This window comes from Candidatus Babeliales bacterium (assembly GCA_035455925.1).
Taxonomy (GTDB): Bacteria; Babelota; Babeliae; order Babelales; family Vermiphilaceae; genus SOIL31.
The window spans coordinates 1-23,138 of record DATIEE010000007.1 but is presented as its reverse complement, the minus strand read 5'-3'; the positions used below and the strand labels follow the sequence as shown (position 1 = coordinate 23,138).

Below are 23,138 nucleotides of genomic sequence, written 5' to 3'. Positions count from 1 at the left end.
TTATTCTCTTGTATTTTCTATTTCTTTTTTCCTTTTCCTTGACCCTAATCTCCATTTTTCTATAAAATCGTCTAACGTAGATATTTTTCTTTTTTCTAACATATACTTGATATAATCATCTGGATTTCGGTGCTCATCTAATATTTTTTGTATAGGTTCTCCAGATATGAAAATATTCTCTAAATCCATCCCGGGCGTGTTCATAAACTTTACAAATTCATTTGCCAATTTCTTTTTAAGCGTTAAATATTTTTGCTCTAACAAACCAAATTTGTTTTGCATTATAGATAATTCTTCACGCCATTTTTGATAAGCCCAATAATTGTTTGCCCATGGAAGGCGATCCCAAAGTCGAAACTTTTTACCTGCTTCCTTCTTTATTTCAATTTCTTGTTGTAAACTCAGCCTTGGCATCTTAATTAACGGTTCTTGTCCTGGTAAATGATGATACCGTGTTGGTCTAATTAAATCGGCCCTACTTAAATTTGGTTTTTTTTTAACCACAGCAATCATTCCAGAAAGTGATAGCCAATTACTTATCATAATTAAGCTAGCCAGCACACAAAAAATCTTCTTCATTAGCACCTTTATTTTTTAAAAAATATAAAAGAATAATTAAATTGTTAATTTATTATTTTCAATTATAAAAAAAACAAGAAGTCAAAAACAAGAAATAACAATTTTTATTTAAAAAGGTCCTGAAATGCCTTCTTCTATCTATTTCTTATATTTAAGTATCAAGCAAATCACTCATCTTACGCTCTGGTGACGCCTCTAAACGTTTTATTCGTTCGATGTCACCGAGATATAACTGAGTCGTTGTTGGCGCACTATGTCGCATGGCAAGCTGAACTTCATATAATGATGCTCCTGCTTGCATTGAAAGAACACCAAATGTATGTCGTAAACTATGCGCTGTAATACGCTTACTATCAAATCCTGCCGCACGTAAACGTCGCTTGATAATACGTGACAATGAAAAGATTGTTAATTTTTTTCCATAATTACGATCACTTAATGAAATAAAAATAGGCTCTTTTTCACTTTTAACAACACGTTCTTGTAAATAATCATACAATGACACAAGAGTCTGAGGAGTTAATAATACAAATTCATCCTTACTAGAACGTCCTTTTCCATGAATCCACAGCGACATCTCTCCTCGCTGATCATACATATCTTCTATTAATGCTGATGCAATCTCTTTAAGCCGCAACCCTGTACGCACTAAAATATTAATTAGTGCAAAATCACGTTTTCCCTTTAAGCTAGAGCAATCAATAGAAGCAAATAATTGCTTTAAAGAATCAATAGACAATGATTCCTTTTGATGATTTTTTGCATATTTTTTTATTCCCCTAACGCCACGAGAAACATTGGGATATAATTGCGCATCTTCCGTCCACAAAAAAAATCTACGAATAACAACAATATAGATTGCTTTTGTGTAAGAACTGAGTCCTTTTGTATCAAGCCAAAATTTATATGATAAAATTGTTTCACGCTGAGGTTTTTCTACCTTTTTTTCTCTACACCAACGTACAAATTGCTGCATAGCATTAAAATATGTGATGCGTGAATTAAGAGAAATATCTTGAGCAGTAATAAAGGGATTTATTAGCTCATCCATATTAAAATTGTCTGGTAGAATATTCATATTACTCCTATTGTGTGATATTCTACATAATACTCGACAGTATTATAAAAATATAGTTAATCACATAAAGAGAACATTAATGAATAAGGTAACTTTAAAAAAATTTTTTTGTATAATTTTATTTTTATGTGTGCAATATACTATAATTTATCCCATGAAACGCTCTCTAGATTCAATAGAAAAATCTACTACACGAACAAAAGAAGTCGCACCAAAAAAAAGAAAACTAATGCAACAAATTGCTTCTTTAATATGTAAAAAGTGCAATAAAAGCTTTGCTGACGACAATCGCCTTAAAAACCACATAGCAAAAGAACATCTTCAAAAAAAACCATATGTATGTAATGACTGCGGTAAATGTTTTGCTACAACAAAAAACATTGCGCGACACAAAACCACACACACAAACCCAAAATTATTTATATGTGCCTTCTGCAATAAAACATTTGCTACACAAAATAGCTATATAGAACACAGACGAGATGATCATACCAATGAAGAAACCTATGCGTGCACTCATTCTGGTTGCGATAAATCTTTTACTACAAGTGCTTATCTTAATATTCACATGAGAACTCATACAGGAGAAAGGCCATTTCCATGTCTTTCTTGCAATAAAATTTTTTATAGAAAGAACTATCTTAAAAGTCACATGAAAAGTCATACAAAAAAAGAGTATTTTTCATGTAACTTTTGTAATAAAAATTTTACCACATCTTCAAATCTTACCTTTCATAAGAAAACACACACGAAAGAAGATCCTTATCCATGCATTTATTGTAATGAAAAATTTATTACAAATATATATCTAAGAGAACATATACAGGAAAATCACGAAAAAAAACAAATACCTACATTAAACAATAAAGTTCAAATACAAAACCCTAATATTCAACCTCCACAAAGCGCATCTATTCCAAAAATATTTTTTACATTACCATTAAACCTTATCATTCAACAACTATTAGCATTCCAATCTCAACAGGGTATACCACAATCTATTGCATCAACTCAAAAAAACCCATTTATGGGTCATACATCACCATTAGACCTTATCACTCAACAACTATCACCATGCCAATCTCAGCTGGATATACCACAATCTATTGCCTCAACTCAAAAAAACCCATTTATGGATCATACATTGCCATTAGAACCTTTATTTAAAGAAATAGAACAAAAATGATATTAGAAAAAAACAAACGAATTGGTATATGGGGCTTCGGGGTGATGGGTAAATCAGCAATAGATTATTTATATAGTAAAAATTATCAATTAAGTGTGATGGATAAGCGCAGTTTAACAAAACAGGAAAGAACTATTTTACAAGAAAAGAATATTACTTTATACAATGAACATGATCAAAAGAATTTTTTTTCTTTAAATGATTTCATTATTATTTCTCCAGGAATTAACATAAGCGAAATTTGTTACGCGACACATAAAAATAAGTTAATTCATGAACTTGATTTTTTTTATCAAGCTTTTAAAAAACCAATAATTGCAGTTACGGGAAGTGTAGGAAAAACATCGATAATCCATATTCTTTCAGAACTTTTTAAACAAGCATCAATTCCTATTGTTGTTGGTGGAAATATTGGAATTCCGACCTTTGATATAATAAAGGAGCAAAATAGTGTTGATTATGCACTGCTAGAAGTTTCAAGTTTTCAACTTATGCATTGCGCTCAATTTAGACCAGCATTTTCTATATGGACAAATTTTTACCCTAATCATCTTGATTACCATCCATCAGAGCAAGACTATTTATTGGCAAAACAAAAAATTATTGAATATCAAAATAATAATACTTCATCTCTTGTGCCATGTATGTTACGTGAAAAAATTTACCCTCCTTCACCGCACCATATACGAGGATATTTTACCCTTATTTGTCCTACTATCGAATATTTACAAAACTTACAAAAAAATGAACATGTCTACTATATTACCAATAATACTATCATGCGTTACACCTATGGAATACATACGTCTTTACTATCATTAACTCCTGAATTACTCGGTCTCTCTTTTATTGATAACATACTTCTTATTGTAGCAGCATGTGATATGATGAAGATAAATACTCAAATATTACAGAAAATTACCCATACTGTGCTACTACCTGAACATCGTATTGAAAAAATTTATAGCTTCAACAATATTAATTTTTATAATGATTCAAAGGCTACCACTACTGCATCTACCCTTGCCGCAGTTCAAAAATTAAAAAATTCTCAACTTCATTTGTTTTTAGGCGGATTAAGTAAAGGCGTCGATCGTGAACCATTTATTGCACAACTGAAAAATAACGTAAAACATATCTATTGTTTCGGTAAAGAGTCAAATTTATTACATGCAATGTGTAGTAAATTTGAAATTTCCGCGACACCTTTTACCACACTTAATGAGGCATTTACTTCATGTAGCGCTATGTTACAACCAGGAGATTGTGTATTACTTTCTCCTTCAGGAAGCAGTTATGACTTATATGAAAACTATGAACAACGTGGAAAACATTTTAAAGAGCTCATTGCGCATTATATACAAAAACATTCATCTTGATAAATCTACTTGTATACTACAATAACTTAAAAGTATATTTATATTGGTGTATCAATTCTTTAAAAAAGTCTCATATATGCTTTCAAAAAAGTCGTCATTATCTTCAGATTTAAATGTTTTTCTTACCATTATTGCAACACTAATTCTTATAGGCTGTTTATTTGTTTATTCCTCAAGTTCTGTTTATGCACTTGAAACATTTGGAACATCCTTTTTTTTTGTAAAACGTCAATTACAAGCTTTATGCATTGGAATGTTTGCATTGTACATTGGACTAAATCTACCAATCAATTTTATAAGAAAAATGGCAACTTTTTCATTTATCTGTTCACTGTTCTTGGTTTCCTTAACATTGCTACCATCATTATCTCGTACTATTCATGGCTCCAGTAGATGGATTTCTATCATGGGTTTTTCTTTTCAACCCAGTGAATTACTTAAAATAACATTGCTCTTTTACTTAGCTTACTTTCTAGAAAGAAAAACAATAAAAGGAAAAATTGGATTTATGCACGCTGCTTCTTTTTGCATTCTTATAAGCACCATGTGCATCCTACTTCTTAAGCAACCAGAATTTGGCCTAACAATTACATTGCTATTAACAACTATTATTTTATTTTTTTGCACTCATACTCAAATAAAACATATTGTAATAACTCTTTTTGGATTGGCGTTAGGGGCATTATTGTTAATACTTTTTTGGCCCTATCGCCTTCAACGAATTTTAACATTTTTAAATCCATGGCAAGATCCTAAAGGAGCTGGATTTCAAATAATTCAATCATTCATTGCTATTGGTTCGGGAAGTTGGCTTGGCACAGGAATTGCACATTCACGGCAAAAACTTTTCTATCTACCTATGCAACATACTGATTTTATATTTTCAATTATTGCTGAAGAAACAGGGTTTATTGGCTGTATTTTTTTACTAACGCTTTTTATACTTTTACTCTATTTTGGCATTCGCATTGCACATCAATTTAGGAATATATTTAATACTTTAGTTACACTTGGTTTCATAATTATTATACATTTACAAGCCATTATAAACATGGCAGTTGTTACAGGACTAGCTCCCACTAAGGGAATAGGTATGCCTTTTATTAGTTATGGAAATACATCTTTGGTCTGTTATCTTTTTATGATCGGTGTTATTATGAACATGGTTCATAATAATACAACTTCATCACAATAAGGCAGCTTATACATGGAACATAGAGAACAATCATGTATTATAAATAATATTCCTCTCCATCAGACTTACATTGATCCGCTTAATGATACTATTAGTACAGTTGAACTAATTCGTGTCTCCGGTTCTGATCTTGACGTTGTTAATGCTGCGCGCGTTTCATATGGTAAAACTTCATCAGAAGTAAGCGAACGCGATAAAAAATTGATTAGCTTTTTAATGGAACATAATCATACAAGTCCTTTTGAGCATAATCAATTTTCTTTTCGTATAAAAGCACCTATTTTTGTTGCACGTCAATGGATGCGCCATCGAATGAATTCATATAATGAAATTAGTTATCGTTATGTAAAAGCATCTCTAGAATTTTACATTCCTCCAAAATGGCGCTCACAAGATACTAAAAATAAACAAGCTTCTATTGGTTCTTTTGATAATGCAGAATTTACTCAAAAATTTAAGGAATCAATTGAACATAGCGTTAAGGCATATGAATATTTACTCGAAAATGGTATTGGGAGAGAAATTGCACGTAGCGTGCTACCGTTATGTACATACACAGAATTTATTTTTACCTGTAACCTTCATTCTCTTATGCATTTTTTGAAATTACGCCTTCATGCTGGCGCACAATATGAAATTAGAATGTATGCACAAACATTACTCAAACTCGCTCTCCCTCACTTTCCTATTTCTCTTGGCGAATGGAAACGAATACATTCTGCAGAGTTGGAAATTGAAGAAGATTTATTTACAAAAAACTTTACTTCTGCGATTGAGTAATTTATTGAGTTTTAACTTTTGACATACAAAACTATTATTTTCTTCATCAAATACATAATATACAGGACTTTCTGAAGCTTCTTGTACTAGATATAATTGCTTATTTATCATGTTTTTATATTAGCGATTAAAAACTTACTATATAACCTTTTTTTATGTAAAATGTTTCATATTGAAAAAAAATTATTGTTTTTCTATATAGTCAAATGATAAAATAATATTATATATAAATACATATACCTAAAAAGGAGACGTAATGACAACTAAAGCTGCTACTAAACATACCAAAAGAACCACTGCTACAAAAAAACATACAAAAAATACAGGTACAAAAGAGACAAGCAAAAAGAGTACCACGGAAAGAAAATATAGCCCTTCAAGCCAGAAATCGGTTGCAAAAGAAATGCATAAATTTAAAGAAGGAACCGCAAAATCAGGTAAAGCTGGTACACCGGTTAAATCACGTGAACAAGCTATTGCAATTGGTTTATCAAAAGCACGAGCAAAAGGCGCGAAAGTTCCGAATAAGGCATCTAAAGAATAATTTTCCTTTATTGAGTTTCTGATAATTTTTTTTACAAAACTTATCCGTTATGCGACAGCGATAAAAAAAAATAAAAGGTGAGAAAAACTATTCTTTCTCACCTTTTATTTTTTTTTATTTTTTCCAGTTCATTGCTAATGCAACCAATAAACGAACTCCAACGCCTGTTCCGCCTGAAGAATAATAAGAAATATTAGGAACATCAAATGCTGTTCCGGCAATATCAATATGTGCCCATACACTATCATCAACAAAATATTGTAAAAAATGCGCCGCAGTTGAAGCTCCTGCCATTATCTGCTTGCTACCAATATTACAAATATCAGCAACAGTCGATGTAATTGCTTTCTTATAATCATCGCCCATAGGTAATTGCCATAAGCGATCTCCCGATAAATCACTCGCTGCATATAGTTTTGCAATCAGATCTTCATGTTCACTAAATAAACCACTATATACTGGCCCAAGTGCACGTGAACAAGCACCAGTAAGTGTTGCTAAATCAACTATCGCATCCGGCTTATAATGCTTAACTGCGTATGACAAAGCATCAGCTAAAATCAAGCGCCCTTCTGCATCAGTATTTTTAATTTCTGCAGTTTTACCATTATAAAATGTCACTATATCACCAGGCTTTGTCGCATGTCCGCTTGGTAAATTTTCTGATGTTGGTGCAATAGCAACAATATTTACCTGTGGCTTCAATTGAGCAAGCGCATCAATAGCCGAAATAACCGCTGCTGCACCTGACATATCTTCTTTCATTGTTTCCATAGAATCTGCTGGCTTTAAACTTAGGCCACCAGAATCAAATGTAATACCTTTTCCAACAAAACAAAGTGTCGGCGCATCTTTGACTTCAGCCTTATATTCAAGAATAATTAGCGCACAATCAATTTCTGATCCACGAGAAACAGCAGCTAATCCACCCATACCCATTTCTATAATTTCTTTTTCATGAAATACAGTAAGTAACAAATCATTACGCTTAGCAACTTCAGCAGATTTTTCTACTAAATGCTGAGGAGTTAAGTCTGATGGTGGTGTATCAACCCAATGACGGGCTTGATTTACCGCATTACCAATAATCATTCCATCTGCTATTCCCTGCTGCACCTCGCTATTATTTTGTTCATCAATAACAATAATAACATTGCGCAATACCGATTTCTTAATTTTTTTGTCAGTAATATAATCATCAAAAGAATACTGCGCCATATTAAACGCAATAGTTATTTGTTCAGCAAGATATCTATGAGAAACATTCAATAATGATGCAATATTACAATCAAAAGCAATCGATGTCCCCTTGCAGATACGAACCTCTTTAACAAGCTGCCCAAGAGCACGACGATAACGTTCAACAATATTAATACCTTTTAACTCTTTACTCCCGATGCCCACAATAATACAATGGACAATCCGCCCCTCAGTAGAGTAAGGTATAGATAGAACTTCTTGCAAATTGCCGGTAAACTGGCAGTGTTTTATAACAGCCGCTAAATTAGAACAATGATTTTTTGCTAGATTAACTAACTGCGAAACATCAAAATCTTTCTCAACAATATAAGCATAACAATCAACTTTTTGTGATAATAAATTTTGTGTTGAAGACGAAATATTCAACATATGTTTTTTCCTTCATGAAGTGATAAATATTGCAAACAATACTATCAAAAAAAAAGGTAAAAACATAGACTTATTCCATAGAGCGCTCAGCAGGATCATAACCCGAAACAACCATATCACGTGGATAAAAATATGATTTCCATGCTTCACCTTCTTGCGCCAATCGTTGATTTTCTATATTTTTTTTCTGTTTAATATAATTTTCAATTTCTACGCCATAATGTTGATTTATAAAAGACTGCAAGACATCACGCGTAACAAAATTTGTCAATGATACCACCGCTCCTTCATTATCAAGAAGAGGCTTACCATTGTTAAAAAACATAAAAGTTGGCATCACATTTATCCCGTATGACAACGCAATACGATTTAGCTCTTTACGCGCAGTGTTCACTTTAAGAAAAACAATATCTGCATCATTATATGGTTGATATGTACTAACATCATCATACATGTGAATTAACTTTCTATCCTTATTAACATAAAATAAAACCACTACCATACTCTTTTTAGCGATGCTTTGCTCAAACTCTCTTGATGATCCGATAGTTCTTACTTTTGCATAGAACATCACTGGCATAAATACTATAAACATAGCCAGACATATAATCATTTTTTTATTATATAATTTCATTAAAAACCTTTATATTTATAGATAGTTTTTTTATCCAAACAAATGATCATCATCTTCATCATCTTCCACAACACCTTGTTTTGGCATTGTCGCAATATCACCATTAATAACGTCATAATAAAATTGCCGAACTTGCTCTGTATATTTTTCGGGATTATAAAAATATGAATCATAATGACGGCGACCATTAGTTAACCATAATCTTTTATAACCAGCAGCGCCTTCATAAACAGATTTAACCTGATCAACAGAGACTTTTTGATCGTTTTTACAATGAATAAAAAATAATGGAATAGTAATGTTCTTAACTGATTCTGCTGGATGTAAAGGACAAAAATTTGTATTAATTCCCGTAGCATCCATTTGCGCAACTGTTTTTAAAACAGTTTTAACCAACGCCTGTACATACGGATGAAAAGCATATTTTTGCAATAAATCTCTACCAGGTAAATAAAATTCATAGCCAAAGAATGAACACTTTAGTCCTTCAAGACCAGTTTTTATAACTCTTTCACTTGAATCAAAAGGACAATCAAGTATCATTCCGTCAAATAAATCTGATGCTAAAGCTTGAGCCTCTATAGCTGAAACCGCTCCCATTGAAAATCCATAGGCAAAAAGTGGTATGTTTTGTAATTCAGGATGATTACGTAAAAACCTTGCTGCTGCGATAACATCCAAAGCTTCATCTCGCCCAAACGTACAATATTGACCTTGCCCTGCTTGTCCATGAGCACGAAAATCAAATGTCATTACATTAAACTGACTTTTTTTAAATACCTTTCTTAATATACCAACATCATATTTATCACACATAAATCCATGACATATTAAGATAGTAGCTTGTGCTTCATTATTTCGAGCTAAAACGCCATTACGAGTAATCTTTTTAGTGGAATCATATGCCTCTTGTGAATGCACAATAACACGTTCAACAATCAATCCATTAGCTGTTTTAGTTTTTTCCTCAAGAACAGCTCCATAAATATTATTTTGAGCATTATCACACATAATATTTTCCATATCTTCACAAAAAATTTCTCTACAAAAAAAACATACAAAAACAACCATAAAGAAAAAAGAACTTTTTATTACGTCTTTTTTGGTAAATTTGAGCGAAAACATTACCATCTCCCAATCTAATATAATTTTTTTACTACCCCTAGCATACCAGTTAAAATTTGCAGTTTGCAATGTTTTTATTAAGTTGAAATTAAAAAAATGCAAACTTACAGCAAAAAATAGATGTTTTTAGTAAAAAATCCTTATAAATTAGACTTATTTACCAGGGTATGCTTTCCAAAACTAAAAAAAAATGTTAACTTTTATAGTAATAATAATTACTACTGAAAATACGTTATCTCATAAAAATGAAAGCAATACGTTATGAAACAACTAAAAATACTTCTACTAATGCTATCATGCGCATTATCATATGACATGATTATTCAAGCAAATACAGATCAACAAAAAACCAGTTCATTAAGTGCCTCTGAACAAGAACAAATCGCCCAAATTACTGAATTAACTGAAATTATTTTAAGTAAATCTTTCAATGCCTTACAAAAAATTGAAAATAAATTGACAGAACTTGCTATCATAGTTGCTAAAGGAAAATTTACAAATCACTCTAAAATAATGGAAACACTCACCGAAAACAAACGAACTCTTAATTACTTATTACAAAACCAAGCAACAATAATAGCTCTTAAAGATCCAAAAGCATATTTAGAATATGCCTATTTATTGCTAGAGTTCTGCAATGAATTTATTCCTTATCTAAATAATCACATAAAAAATAATTTTAAAAATATAAAGTCATTTAATATGACTCAGTTTCTTATATCTATCAATAAAAACAGAACACGATCTAATATGCAACATCTTCATCCAGACTCGCTTAAGAGAAACCTTAAAAAAACACAGCTCGCACTAAAAATACTTAATCATACTGTTACCAATATAGGCCTCACCTGGTACAATAGATTAGCTCGTGGTGTTGATAGAAAAATAGTTATACCAGCAAATAAATGGCATATACCGACCATATTATTTTATGGAGGAGGGGCTGCCTTATCCATTTCATATATGCTATGGAGTTATGGTTACCTTATTAAAGACCGTGATGACCTGCCGAAATGGCTTACTAATGGCATTAAAGAATTATATAAGGATAACAAAGGCCCATTAGTTCAAAGCAAACATACTGGTGCTTTAGTAGTTGTAAATGGAGTTACAAAAGTACCAAGCAAGGACGCTACAACTAAACAACTCAAACAACCATTCCCAACAAATGCCAGTGGCAGAGCTTGCATTGATTATGTATTAAAAGAACTATTATTGCATCACCAACCGCTTGGCGCATTTGCAGCTACATACTTGTTCACTTCATTTAAAGAAACATGGACCAATAGCATCAAACCTGTATTAGTCAAACATAGAAACGATACATGGAATTTTCTTCGTGGTGGTGAGTATCTTAAAACACATAAACCTGGCATTACAGAAATTATGCCAACCGTTAGATTTAAAGATATGGTTGGCCTTGATGAAGTTAAAAAAGCATTTTATCCAATTATACAATATATTGATAATCCTGAACAACTTATGCGTATTCAGGCTACACCGGAAAAAGGCTGGTTGCTTACGGGTCCTTCTCGTACCGGAAAATCATTTAGTGTTCAATGTCTTTGCGGTGAAATAAAGTATATAATGGAAAAACGCGGTAAAGGAAATATCCCTAAATTTTTTGAAATAAGTGCTGCTCAAGTTAACCATTTTGGTATTAAAGCAATTCTTGAAATTATTCTACGAGATGCACCTGCCATCGTATTTATTGATGAAATCGACTTACTTGGATTACAACGTGTTGGTAACAACGCTCTTCTAAGCGATTTTCTTACGGCAATGCAAAGCTCTATGAATGCTGATCCATCTAAAGTGGTTATCATAATAGCTGCTACAAACAAACCTGAAAACATAGATGGCGCATTGCGACAGGATGGTCGTTTCGGTAAAGAAATTCGTTTCGATTACCCTTCACGAGAATACCGCATACAATATATAACGCGAGAATTAACTAATATGGCCCTTGATATAACGCAATTTGATATTGAGGCTCTTGCTGATAAAACAAATAATAAAACATTTGAAGCGTTAAAAGCAGTTATAAACAATGCAATGACACGATCATGGCTTAACCGTACTTCGCTAACCCAAACATTACTTGAGAACAGTATTGATACTGAAATACATAATATTATTACATCTGACGGTAAGACGTTACCAGAAAATGAAACACGTCTTCTTGCAATACACTTTGCAGGAAGAGCGCTAGCCATGACACTACTGAAAAGCCATGTACAGCTTGATAAAGTAACTATTTATGCCCATAAAACAGATCTAAAAGAAGAAGGTGTTTGGGAGCACTATGCAAAAAAGGATGAAAAAGATAAACAACAAAAAATAGAATACGGCTATATAACATCCAAAATATCAAATGATTCTATTAATGTGCATACCCAACCTGAAATAATCCGTGAAGCTACAGCTCTTATTGCTGGATTTGCGGCTGAAGAACTGTTACTCGGATCATGCGGATTTACCTGTCATAGTGGCGATAGCGAACGCGCATTAAAACTCATTGAGGATCTTGTTTTTGGTGGACTTAATCATCAATCATTACCAAAATCAGTCGTTCAAGAGCTAAAAACAAAAGCGTATACTCTATTAAAACAATGCCATGAAGATGCTATGAAAATTCTACAAGAACATAAAAAATCACTAGAAGCTCTTGTTGAAGAATTAATAGTCAAACGCATTATGACTAGTCAAGAAGTACAAACAATTATTGATAAAACTGAAGGTAAAACACTAGAAGTAATAACAGAAGCATTAACGGAAAATATTGCGCCTGAAGCATTAAAAGAAACGCTCAGCCCTGCAGCATAGATACTATTGATATTAAAAAGGATAAGGCTACTAGATTTAGTGCCTTATCCTTTTTAATTATTTTTGCCGTCTTATTTATTCATCAATCATTGCAATACGCTGTGCATAACGACCTTCTTTAAATGTCTGCATAAGCCACTCATGAATCATTTCAACTGCATCATCATATGAAATAAAATCTGATGGTAAAACTAAAATATTTGCATTATCTTCTTGTTTACATTGTCGTGCAATCTCTTTATTCCATGCAACTACTGCATAAATATACTTATGTCTATTTGCAGCAATTGCCATGCCCCCCCCAGAGCTACATATTAAAATACCTGCACAAGCTACCTTATTTATGATACAATTAACTACTTTATCGGCGTATAAAGGATAATCTGTACGGTCTTGATTATAGGCACCAACATCTATCCATTCAATTGATGTTATATGTTTTTTGATAAATTCCTTATGCAAAAACCCCCGATGATCTGTACCAATAGCAATTTTCATAACTAATCTCCATTTTTTTATTACTCAAACCTCCCAATCAAACATTACATCGGCGGCTAAGGATCTACAATGAAGAGTTATGTTTTTTGTTGTTGGTGTAATTAAAAACTGATCATTAATATTTTTTGCATCAAATTTCACACTATATGCCACTTTAAACTTATTATATTTTTTACCAAAGATATGCTTATATTCCGGAGAAAGATCTACTGATTTAATTTCAATTGGTGTATAATATTTGTCGTCAATGGCCAAAAACAATGTCCATTCACTATGTATATCGCCCAATGGATATTCATGTAAACTTAACACATAAAAGGATATAAAATGGTTATTCTCCTCCAGCTGTCTTCGCAAAAAAGTTTTTTTCTGCTCTTCAGTTTTTCCAAATTTTAATGCATATAAATTAACATAATCAATACGCACTTCATTTGATAACCATAAAACATCAAAGCGTGCACGCGTTGTTAATTGGTCATATAAGGTAACTGAACGAATGTATTTTTGAGCCGTAGTAATACTTGTAGGTAGCAACGGTGCTTGAATAAATGTCTTTTTTCCCCAATCAACAATTCTGCCGCAACCAGGCAACATCAATATCATCACTATAATAGTATGCCATGAAGAAAATTTCATTAATATTTTCATATTTTCCTTTTAATTTGTAACCTTTAATGTTACTAGTATCCTAATTAAAACAATAATTCTTTACAAGAGCAAAGGTTGAACATTAATGAACATGATTGCATTTTTTTTAGCTCGACGCATATTATTCACACACCCCTATCACAAAAATATTTCCATTATGACCTCCATCTGTTTTATTGGTATTTTTATTGGATCATTTTCCTTAGCACTTATTACCGCTATCATGAATGGTTTTGAAGTAGTAATACATGAAAAAATGCAAGGAGTTCATTCTAACATTATCATGGAGACACATAATAATGATATTAATATAGAAGTTCTCACGCATATATTACGCAAAGAATTTCCAGAGATCATCTCGCTTTCTCCTATGGCTAGCCACCACGTGCTTTTGCATGCAAACAATGATGCATCAGACACCACCCCCATTATAGCGATTATTAAAGGAATTAACCCCGAAACAGAACAATACACAACCACATTAGCAAACAAAATAATCGCCAACCCTCATGCGATGACGTTTCCTCAATTATTTAATGATAATCAATTAATTATTGGTAAAGAATTAGCACATAACAACAATATTGCAATTGGAGACACAATAGAACTTCTCTACATGCGAAATGAACAAATAAAAAGAAACAAAGTTATCCTTGACTCACAAACAGCTGTTATCAGTGGTATTTTTGATACAGGAATAGATGAATTTGATAATTCTGTCATGTACTGTTCGCTTTCATTTTTAGAAGAACTATTTCCTAATATGGAAATCGAACAAATAAATATCGCACTTTCTCCCATAGCTGACGAGGCAGTTATCATACGAAAGTTACATAATCGCCTTGGCATAAACGTTTATTCATGGAAAAAACTCTACCCATCTCTTGTTGCAACCTTAAAACTTGAAAAATATGTCTCATTTTTTATTCTTGCTCTTATCTTACTTGTTGCAAGCATGAACATTATTTCACTACTATTTATGCAAATAACACAAAAACGTTCCGATATTGCACTAATGAGAGCTATTGGAATGTCGCATCAATCAATTAGTCTAATTTTTTTTATTATAGGACTAATTATTAGTTGCATGGCATCATTTTTTGGTCTACTAGCAGCAGTCCTTGTAAGTTTACTTTTAAAACATTATCCCTTTATTACATTGCCAGATAGTTATTACGTCAATCAATTACCGGTCGCGATGACCTTAGAAATTGTATGCGCTGTATTTTGTCTTGTTATTATATTAAGCACATGCGCAACCCTATTACCTATACGACGTATCAGAAACATTAATATTTCTCATGTTTTACGATTTGAAGGATAAAGTAATGTATCATTCAACTTTTACACAATGGATAATTAAAAATAAACGCATTTTTGTACGTGCTGATTTAAATGTTACATTAAATGATACTATAATTACCAATGAATTTCGCCTTAAAAGTATACTGCCAACCATAGATTTCATTCTCAAGCAAGAAGGTAGCATCGTTTTAGCAACACATATTGGACGACCGATACATAAAGAATCTAATTTTTCTACTAAAATACTTCTTCCATGGTTTGAAAAGCATGGATATTCACTAATTTTTATTCCAGATATTTCTACTATTTCCACCATGAAGGTAACGCCCAGACAAATTATTCTTCTAGAAAATCTCCGTTTCTTTCCTGGTGAAAAAAACGGAGATCCATTATTTGCAAAGCAACTTGCATCTACAGCAGATTATTATATTAATGATGCATTTGGCACAATTCATCGTAGCGACTGCTCGACTTCTTTATTACCATACGAATTTTCTGAAAACAAACGAAGTATAGGGTTTTTAATAGAAAAAGAATTACGTGCATTAAATAAGCTGAAAGACAATCCATCTCATCCGTTCATCGCAATTATTGGTGGTGGCAAAGTAGAAGATAAAATTCCTCTTCTGCATAATTTATTAAAAAATATTGATGCACTCTTACTATGCCCTGCTATCTGCTTTTCATTTTTAAAATCATTGGGCCATGAAACTGGACAATCTCTTGTTAACAATTCAACACTTTCTCTCTGTAAAAAAATAATCCTAGAAGCAGAACAACGAAATGTGTCATTACAATTCCCACTTGACTATCAAGTTACTCATAACTCTATTAATGAAAAACTTTCAATTGTTTCGGCGGCGCAATTTTCTCATAACTTAATTGGCATATCTATTGGCCCAAAAACCGTTGAATACTTTTCAAAAGAAATTAATAACGCAAAAACTATACTTTTTAATTGCGCAATGGGATTTTCAGATAGGCCAGAAACACGTCAAAGCGCTAAAGATATTATCGATGCAATGACAAAATCCTCAGCAGAGACTGTTGTTGCTGGAGGTGATTCTATCGACATTGCCTTAAGCACAAAAAACTATCGTTCAATAAGTCATCTTTCCAGCGGGGGAGGAGCTGCATTAGCATATCTTAGCGATATACCGCTACCCGGACTAGCCCCTTTTGAGGAATATTAATTAAAAAATTAATACACCGGACAAAAACTCAATAAACAAAGTCCATCAACCATGACATCCTCCTGTGGATGATCAATTTCTTGATTATTATTTTTTTCGCATACTAAAAAACCATGATTATCATGCTTCATATCCCAAGAATAAAAACCATAATCCTTAAGTCCTAGCTCATCCGCAATTACTTTTGCCATATCCTCTTCAGAATGCCCACGATTTTTACGACTTTCACATGCAAATGATCGCACTTTCTGATTGAAAGGCGATTGCGATATTGTTTGAATAAAATAATCAGGACTAGCCCAGATATCGCCCATACCTTGAAGTTCAACATCTGATACGCCAACCACACCTTTCAAACAATTAAAGGCAGGATTATCAATAAAATAAGCTGCCTTAGGAATATTAAAACAATTTGTACTACAAAGTTCGTGCAAAACAAAATCGGTTACATTATCCATTCCATGGAGCTGCAACATTTTTCTGGGCAAACGCCGTAATCTATCAGCAATTTGAAGATTTCGAAACAATATCATTTCTGGCTTCATTACTACTCCTTGTCATCATCTTCCTACTACTCTCTTTTCCAACATACCCCACCTTATCCTTAACTGCAACTACTCTCAAATTCCGTTTACAATATCTTATCATACCTTAATTTTTATACGCAATATTTACAAACAATAACACAACAATACAAATTGAATTATAAAATATGTTACTATTTAAATATTTTCTTGTTTGTAAAATATTTAAATAGTAACATCCCAAAGAAGCCTTTTCTCTTTTTTTATGCTAAAATAAATATATTCACCTAATGTAAATTAAATAATAAGAATATAAATCATGAAAAAAGTAATTATATCAATTTTTGCTTTTTTAATTTTTTCGTCAGACATCATAGGACGTAGTCATTTTAGAAAAAAAGACAAAGATATACCAAAAATAACAATTGGTTGGAAAAATTCAAAAAAGAAAATATCACGCACAAATTGGGCATATAAAGCATATCCAATGTTTACTGTTTTTAATCACGAATATTTCTATAAAAATATTTTGCCAAATGATGTGATTAATTACACTAACAAACAGAATGAATTTGTTGATTGTCAAACTCTTAATAATATCATTGAGAAACTATTAAAAGAGGTTAAAAAACAAAAACGACAATATACGCATTTTGATATATTAAAAAATTCAAATTTTAACCATAAAAAGCAATGTGGCTTACTTATCTTAAAATTTAAAAATTATCCCTTTGTACTTAAGTTGTTTATGGAAACGCCAACTTCATTTATAGATCCTTATTGTAAAGGATTTGAAAATCAATTCTTCTTCTATATGTCAGGAGGTATGAATCGTCACATTGCAGGGCTCACGCGCATCAGAAATCTTGAATTAGTAAAAAATCAAATTGACAATAGTACACGCTGGAAAAACAAGGTAATAACACCTCGCAAATGGTATTGGATTCCTAAAAAACATCGTTTTATTCAAATAAATGGATACAATATAGGTGGAGAAAAAAAAGAAATTTCAACCCTCATGCCAAGTGTGTATGCCATCATTGCAGATGCTATTGATACAACTGAAGATGCCCCACTTTTGTCATCTCAACAAAAAAGCGAACTAATCATGGAACTCTGTATGGATCTTCATTTATTCGTTGATCCTCACGCTGATAATTTTGTTATTAAATATCAACCAAAAATCAATGATTATTATATAAGCATAGTAGATACAGAGCATTTTCCTTCAATCGTGGGATTACAAGAAGAACCATTTTTTAACAATCACCTTGAATGGTATCTTTACCTCGGGGCAAAATATTTTCAAGATGCCTTCTTACAAACTAAAAACGATCGTCGTGAAGCTCAATGTAAAATTAACCCTTATGCATTAAAATGGTAAATTAACGCTCAAACTCTTTCTCTATTGCGTTAATTTGTCGTTGTAATTTTGCATTACCATTGATGTAATATTCTATTCTTGAAAGAGCATGCTTTACCGTTGTATGGTTGCGATCACCAAGATAAGTACCAATTTCGCGCAATGATTTATCAGTATTTTTTTTCATAATATACATAGTAACTTGCCTAGCCAGCACCAATTCTTTATTTCTATTCCCCGATCTAAGTTCATCTAATGAATAAGGAAAGTGTTTTACTACAGCCTTAATAACTGTCTTAAAATCAACTAACTCTTTTTCTAAACATTCATCATGAAAAAAAACTTTCTGTACTAAAGCTAGACTAATTGGCTCTTTTGTTAACTGTGCAAATGCCATAACACGTATTAATGCTCCTTCTAACTCTCTAATATTAGAAGTCACATATGATGCAAGAAAATGCGCTACTTCATCACTCAATATCTCTCCACTTGCTTCAGCTTTTCTTTTTAATATAGCTGTTTTAACTTCTATACACGGTTGATGAATATCTGCAATCATGCCTGAGGATAATCGTGATCGTAGTCGCTCCACAATACCATTAATATTTTGGGGAAACGTATCACTTGAAAATACAATTTGTTTTCGAGCATCATATAATGAATTAAATATATGAAAAAATGCTTCTTGCGTTGTTTCTTTATTAGAAATAAATTGAATATCATCAATTAATAATACATCAATTAACTGATATTTTTTTTGAAAACGATCTATTTTGTCAAACCTAATCGCATTAATAAATTCACTTACAAATCGATCTGCTGTTTGATAAAGGACAAGAGCTTTTTTGTTATGTGCCTGTATCGCATTACCAATCGCATGCAATAAATGAGTTTTTCCAAGGCCAGACCCTCCATAAATAAACAATGGATTATACAGGTCTCCAGTTTTTTGAGCAACCGCATATGCAGCTGCATATGCTAAAGAATTACTGGGTCCAACAACAAATGCTTCAAATAAATACTTTTTATTAATATGACCGTAACGTTCAGATAACTTAGAAATAATTAACTCTTTTTTTGATCCTGATGAAATTATATGGGCTGGCCGATAAGTTTGTATCTCTGCATTTTTACTATCGCCAACACGAATCTCCTTTTCACTACCCGTAAGAGATAGATTATCATTTTTTTTTGGAGATGCTGTCAAAAATATAACTTTTGGATCAACAACATTAAGCAATCGCCCGAGATGTGTTTGAAAAATATTTCGATAATTTTTTTCAAGCCAATTACAAACAAATACATTAGGTGTTTGCAAGTAAATAACTTTTTCCATTGCATCCCACTTGGTCATTACAACAGCCTTAAACCATGTCTCTACAACACGGCTACCTAGCTCTTCTTTAACAATTTTTAAAAAATCTTCCCAAATAAAATGCATTACATCCATAGTAACCTAATAAAATAGACATATAATAAAAAGGCTTCAACTAAAATTGTATCGTACCACCTTTTTTAATAAGCAACAATGAAAAAATAAAAATTTTTCAAAAAAATAATTAAGAATGAATAGCGGCAAAAATACCTTTGCAAATACTGTGTGCAATACTATTTTGATATTCCATGCTTGCCAATAGTATAGCTTCTTTTTGATGTGAAATAAAACCAACTTCAATAAGTATTGACGGTATTTGAGCGCCAAGCAGAACCTGGCAAACAGCATATTTTACTTTACGATTAATTAATTCATCATTAAAATGTAAGGCCGCATCACACAGATGTTGTTGCACTGACTGCGCTAGCGTATGAGCAGTACTAGCACGCTGCTTTCTAATCCGATTAATAAAATTATTTTCATCTTTCGATAGCTGAGAAAAATAGTGTGTTAAAAGATGTGGCTGTAAACAAAAAGTTTCGATACCCATAACCTCTGAACGAGTTGAATAATTCGCATGAATAGAAACAAAAAAATCGGCATTATTATTGTTAGCATATGATGTACGCTCATCTAATGCTCTATCAAAATCACCATTTCGAGTCATAATAACATCACATCCATGCTCCTTTAACAAACTACTAACAATAGTGCCAATCGATAAACAAATTTTTTTTTCTTGAATACCACCGCACCCTACAGCACCTGAATCAAAACCGCCATGTCCTGGATCAATAACAATGCGTGGCGACTTACCTGTATGCCATAAAGTACGCAAAACCGGCTGATTACTAACTTGTTCAAGCCGCTTTATAAGATCTTTATCATACAATCTAAACACAATTCCTTTTTGTAACCCAATAGAATCAAATCGTTCACAGCTAACTGCAAATTTATTATGATCAAAATTAAAAGTTAATAAAATTCCTTTAGCTGGCTCTACCGTTTCTGTAATCGCTACTTTATAACAACCATTATAACTATTAAGCTTACCAACCATTGCTTCACACTCTCCTTTGCTAATCATTACCTTTGGTAAAAAAAATATAGACAATGAATTACTGCCATCTTTATTTTTTATTTCCTGCATTTGCGGATCGCCTGAAAAATAAAACGACAAATTGCCCTTTTCAAAGAGCATATCATTATCAGTTGTATGATGATAAATTTTATTTAGCTTGATACAATCATTGCCTAATGAGTTAAATACATACAATATACTTATTACTACAAACAGCGGAACTAAAAATTGATCTATTATTTTACTCATTTCATTCTCCTTAGCTATGACTGTTACTTCATCAATTAACCACTTTTTCTGCTAAAAGATTAGCATTTGAAATATCAAATAGTCAATAATGTATTAAAATATATCGATGTTAAATAATTAATTGAATTATTTAACATTTGGTTTTATTTCTATATTTTTTAAAAAAGTATCATAAATGAAATCAATTTGACGCACTTAATTCCATTTGGTAAAATTTATAAGGCTACTATTGGTATAGTAAAAACATGTTACACAGGAAATTTTTATGAATAGTTCAAAAATAATGTCTTTGTTGATAATCATAATGCTTGGCTCATATTTTTCTGCTAACGCAGAATTAACACTCGAAGACAAAAAAAAATACGCTGAAATCGCACTAAACAATCTAATTAATGACTGCGACAAGGAAAAGAATGAGGAAAATGACAGTAATTTTAGAAATAATAAAAGTATTGTGATAATAACAATGCATGCAATGAATGTAACAAAAGCAAAGGAATTAATCGACCGTTACATTGATGCTGTGAGCAAAAAAAGCACTGAAACTGAGTGTTATAATTGTAATGTTTTATCATCATCTTTAACATACTATCAATCACATTGCATTGAAGCTATTGAAGCAGGAAATGGTAATCTTACCTATCACCAAATTATGCAATTACAAGAGGCAAATGAATTAATAAATTTTATAAAAAAACAAAATAACAAATAACATTTTATAATTTAAAAATTTAATAAGGGCTTTGAATACATACTTCAAGTCCTTATTATGTTTCTATAGTAAGCGATAAATTGCTCCTTCTGATACTATTTCATATAATTATCATTATGAATAAAAAAATATTTTGTCCTTTTTGTCTGCTATTTTTCTTTTTCATTCAATTAACAGTACGAAAAAAATATACCTAATATATTAATTATATAATGATACCAATAACAATATCTAACGTTTTAATCATTAGTTAAAAAATATTTCGTAAAAAGCCTAAATACATTACAATAAATACGTTTACTACTATAAAAACTGTATCATATAAAGAAAATCTTCTATCAATCACTATATTTCTAAAAGAGTTAGGATATTGCTTTAATAACCCTTGATAAAACGTCAATTCAGATTGTTTACTAATATGATTCTCGCAAACATCAATATACTTATTTTTAGTTAAAAATAATTTTATGATAACATGCAAAGCACTGGAGTTACCCAGCGCTAACATATAATTGAACAATGTTTTACCCTGTTGATCAACAGTATTAATATCAAAAGTTTCTTTGTTAAATAACTCAATTATTACGGAACTATTTTCAGTAAGACACAATTGTTTTAAAATATTATTTTTATCATAATGCTTTAATAAAGATAATATTATATCTTCCTTACTGTTTGCGCAGGCATGATCAATTGGCGTACGTCCATACTGATCAATAATATTAATATTTTTTATATAGGGAAATAAAAAATTCACCAACTCAATTGAACCATACTGACACGCTCGATGGAAAATAAAAGGACCAATAGCAGCTCCTTCTTTTATTAAAAATTTTACTAACTTAAGGTTGTTATATTCACATGCATACTCAAGAGCTGTTTTTTTACATTCGTCTTGAAAATTAATACCACCATTTACATTCAATAAAAAATCATATAATAAATTAAAATCATTACACTTACAAATAGGTTGAAGCATTTTAAAAGATGCAGAATTAAAATAATCATAATCCTTATGCATTGAAAATATTTTTCTTGCTAAGACATTATTATTGTTTTCTAAACATGACAAAAAATACCAATCTACATTAGCTCCTCCTTGTTTAAGTGCCTGTTCACCTGTTAGTTGAAAGTAATCTTCAAACTTTAGGAATTTTATTTTTCTGTCATATGATATTTTAAAAGATGTTAATCCAGAATATATTTCTATTTTTTTTTTTTTCATTTTTATCTGT

21 protein-coding genes are annotated in these 23,138 nt (G+C 31.6%); 10 read left to right on the top strand and 11 right to left on the bottom strand.

The annotated features are described in order from the left end of the window. A complete protein-coding gene (locus VLB80_01500) occupies positions 1-579 on the bottom strand; it encodes a hypothetical protein (GenBank protein HSC24877.1) in 579 nt (192 codons plus the stop codon). 151 nt (positions 580-730) lie between these two features. Further along, a complete protein-coding gene (locus tag VLB80_01495) occupies positions 731-1,657 on the bottom strand; it encodes a tyrosine-type recombinase/integrase (GenBank protein ID HSC24876.1) in 927 nt (308 codons plus the stop codon). 154 nt (positions 1,658-1,811) lie between these two features. On the opposite strand from VLB80_01495, the gene VLB80_01490 reads away from it, so the two are divergent. The 5 genes from VLB80_01490 to VLB80_01470 all read left to right on the top strand — a co-directional run bounded on the left by VLB80_01490 (position 1,812) and on the right by VLB80_01470 (position 6,741). Next, complete coding sequence (locus tag VLB80_01490) at positions 1,812-2,843, top strand: C2H2-type zinc finger protein (protein ID HSC24875.1); 1,032 nt, start codon at positions 1,812-1,814, stop codon at positions 2,841-2,843. Next, complete coding sequence (murD, locus tag VLB80_01485; protein ID HSC24874.1) at positions 2,840-4,222, top strand: UDP-N-acetylmuramoyl-L-alanine--D-glutamate ligase; 1,383 nt, start codon at positions 2,840-2,842, stop codon at positions 4,220-4,222. The genes VLB80_01490 and murD overlap by 4 nt, the downstream gene beginning before the upstream one ends. Before the next feature lie 76 nt (positions 4,223-4,298). After that, entirely contained in the window at positions 4,299-5,417 is a 1,119-nt protein-coding gene (gene ftsW, locus VLB80_01480; protein HSC24873.1) for a putative lipid II flippase FtsW, read from the top strand. 12 nt (positions 5,418-5,429) lie between these two features. Next, a complete protein-coding gene (thyX, locus tag VLB80_01475) occupies positions 5,430-6,197 on the top strand; it encodes an FAD-dependent thymidylate synthase (protein HSC24872.1) in 768 nt (255 codons plus the stop codon). Between the two features lie 256 nt (positions 6,198-6,453). Further along, the gene (locus VLB80_01470) at positions 6,454-6,741 is read left to right on the top strand and encodes a DUF6496 domain-containing protein (GenBank protein HSC24871.1); all 288 of its coding nucleotides are present in this window, start codon (positions 6,454-6,456) and stop codon (positions 6,739-6,741) included. A gap of 114 nt (positions 6,742-6,855) precedes the next feature. Here VLB80_01470 and VLB80_01465 read toward each other — a convergent pair whose 3' ends face one another. The 3 genes from VLB80_01465 to VLB80_01455 all read right to left on the bottom strand — a co-directional run bounded on the left by VLB80_01465 (position 6,856) and on the right by VLB80_01455 (position 10,129). Beyond that, a complete protein-coding gene (locus VLB80_01465) occupies positions 6,856-8,370 on the bottom strand; it encodes a leucyl aminopeptidase (GenBank protein ID HSC24870.1) in 1,515 nt (504 codons plus the stop codon). A 70-nt stretch (positions 8,371-8,440) separates the two neighbouring features. Continuing rightward, on the bottom strand, positions 8,441-9,004 hold the full coding sequence (locus VLB80_01460) for a thioredoxin domain-containing protein (GenBank protein HSC24869.1): 564 nt from the start codon (positions 9,002-9,004) through the stop codon (positions 8,441-8,443). A gap of 30 nt (positions 9,005-9,034) precedes the next feature. Further along, positions 9,035-10,129 (bottom strand): alpha/beta fold hydrolase, encoded by a 1,095-nt coding sequence (locus VLB80_01455; GenBank protein ID HSC24868.1) that lies wholly within the window; start codon positions 10,127-10,129, stop codon positions 9,035-9,037. A 261-nt stretch (positions 10,130-10,390) separates the two neighbouring features. On the opposite strand from VLB80_01455, the gene VLB80_01450 reads away from it, so the two are divergent. Next, positions 10,391-12,955, top strand: coding sequence for an AAA family ATPase (locus tag VLB80_01450; GenBank protein ID HSC24867.1), 2,565 nt, complete (start codon positions 10,391-10,393; stop codon positions 12,953-12,955). A gap of 75 nt (positions 12,956-13,030) precedes the next feature. On the opposite strand, the gene VLB80_01445 is transcribed toward VLB80_01450, so the two are convergent. Together VLB80_01445 and VLB80_01440 are read right to left on the bottom strand one after the other, a co-directional pair. Further along, on the bottom strand, positions 13,031-13,453 hold the full coding sequence (locus VLB80_01445; protein ID HSC24866.1) for an RpiB/LacA/LacB family sugar-phosphate isomerase: 423 nt from the start codon (positions 13,451-13,453) through the stop codon (positions 13,031-13,033). A 24-nt stretch (positions 13,454-13,477) separates the two neighbouring features. Beyond that, positions 13,478-14,101 (bottom strand): hypothetical protein, encoded by a 624-nt coding sequence (locus VLB80_01440; protein ID HSC24865.1) that lies wholly within the window; start codon positions 14,099-14,101, stop codon positions 13,478-13,480. Positions 14,102-14,186: 85 nt separating this feature from the next. Here VLB80_01440 and VLB80_01435 point away from each other — a divergent pair, with 85 nt between their 5' ends. Next, a complete protein-coding gene (locus tag VLB80_01435; GenBank protein ID HSC24864.1) occupies positions 14,187-15,425 on the top strand; it encodes an FtsX-like permease family protein in 1,239 nt (412 codons plus the stop codon). 4 nt (positions 15,426-15,429) lie between these two features. Then, a complete protein-coding gene (gene pgk / locus VLB80_01430) occupies positions 15,430-16,599 on the top strand; it encodes a phosphoglycerate kinase (GenBank protein HSC24863.1) in 1,170 nt (389 codons plus the stop codon). A gap of 8 nt (positions 16,600-16,607) precedes the next feature. Here pgk and VLB80_01425 read toward each other — a convergent pair whose 3' ends face one another. Continuing rightward, positions 16,608-17,144, bottom strand: coding sequence for a hypothetical protein (locus tag VLB80_01425; protein ID HSC24862.1), 537 nt, complete (start codon positions 17,142-17,144; stop codon positions 16,608-16,610). Positions 17,145-17,442: 298 nt separating this feature from the next. On the opposite strand from VLB80_01425, the gene VLB80_01420 reads away from it, so the two are divergent. Beyond that, entirely contained in the window at positions 17,443-18,507 is a 1,065-nt protein-coding gene (locus VLB80_01420) for a hypothetical protein (protein ID HSC24861.1), read from the top strand. Between the two features lies 1 nt (position 18,508). Here the strand turns inward: VLB80_01420 and dnaA are convergent, their stop codons facing one another. Beyond that, complete coding sequence (gene dnaA / locus VLB80_01415) at positions 18,509-19,927, bottom strand: chromosomal replication initiator protein DnaA (protein HSC24860.1); 1,419 nt, start codon at positions 19,925-19,927, stop codon at positions 18,509-18,511. A gap of 118 nt (positions 19,928-20,045) precedes the next feature. Beyond that, on the bottom strand, positions 20,046-21,191 hold the full coding sequence (locus VLB80_01410; GenBank protein HSC24859.1) for an N-acetylmuramoyl-L-alanine amidase: 1,146 nt from the start codon (positions 21,189-21,191) through the stop codon (positions 20,046-20,048). A 265-nt stretch (positions 21,192-21,456) separates the two neighbouring features. Between VLB80_01410 and VLB80_01405 the strand changes: the two genes are divergently transcribed. Continuing rightward, a complete protein-coding gene (locus tag VLB80_01405) occupies positions 21,457-21,903 on the top strand; it encodes a hypothetical protein (GenBank protein ID HSC24858.1) in 447 nt (148 codons plus the stop codon). Between the two features lie 250 nt (positions 21,904-22,153). On the opposite strand, the gene VLB80_01400 is transcribed toward VLB80_01405, so the two are convergent. Next, the coding region (locus VLB80_01400) for an ankyrin repeat domain-containing protein (protein ID HSC24857.1) at positions 22,154-23,138 on the bottom strand (985 nt) is incomplete at its 5' end.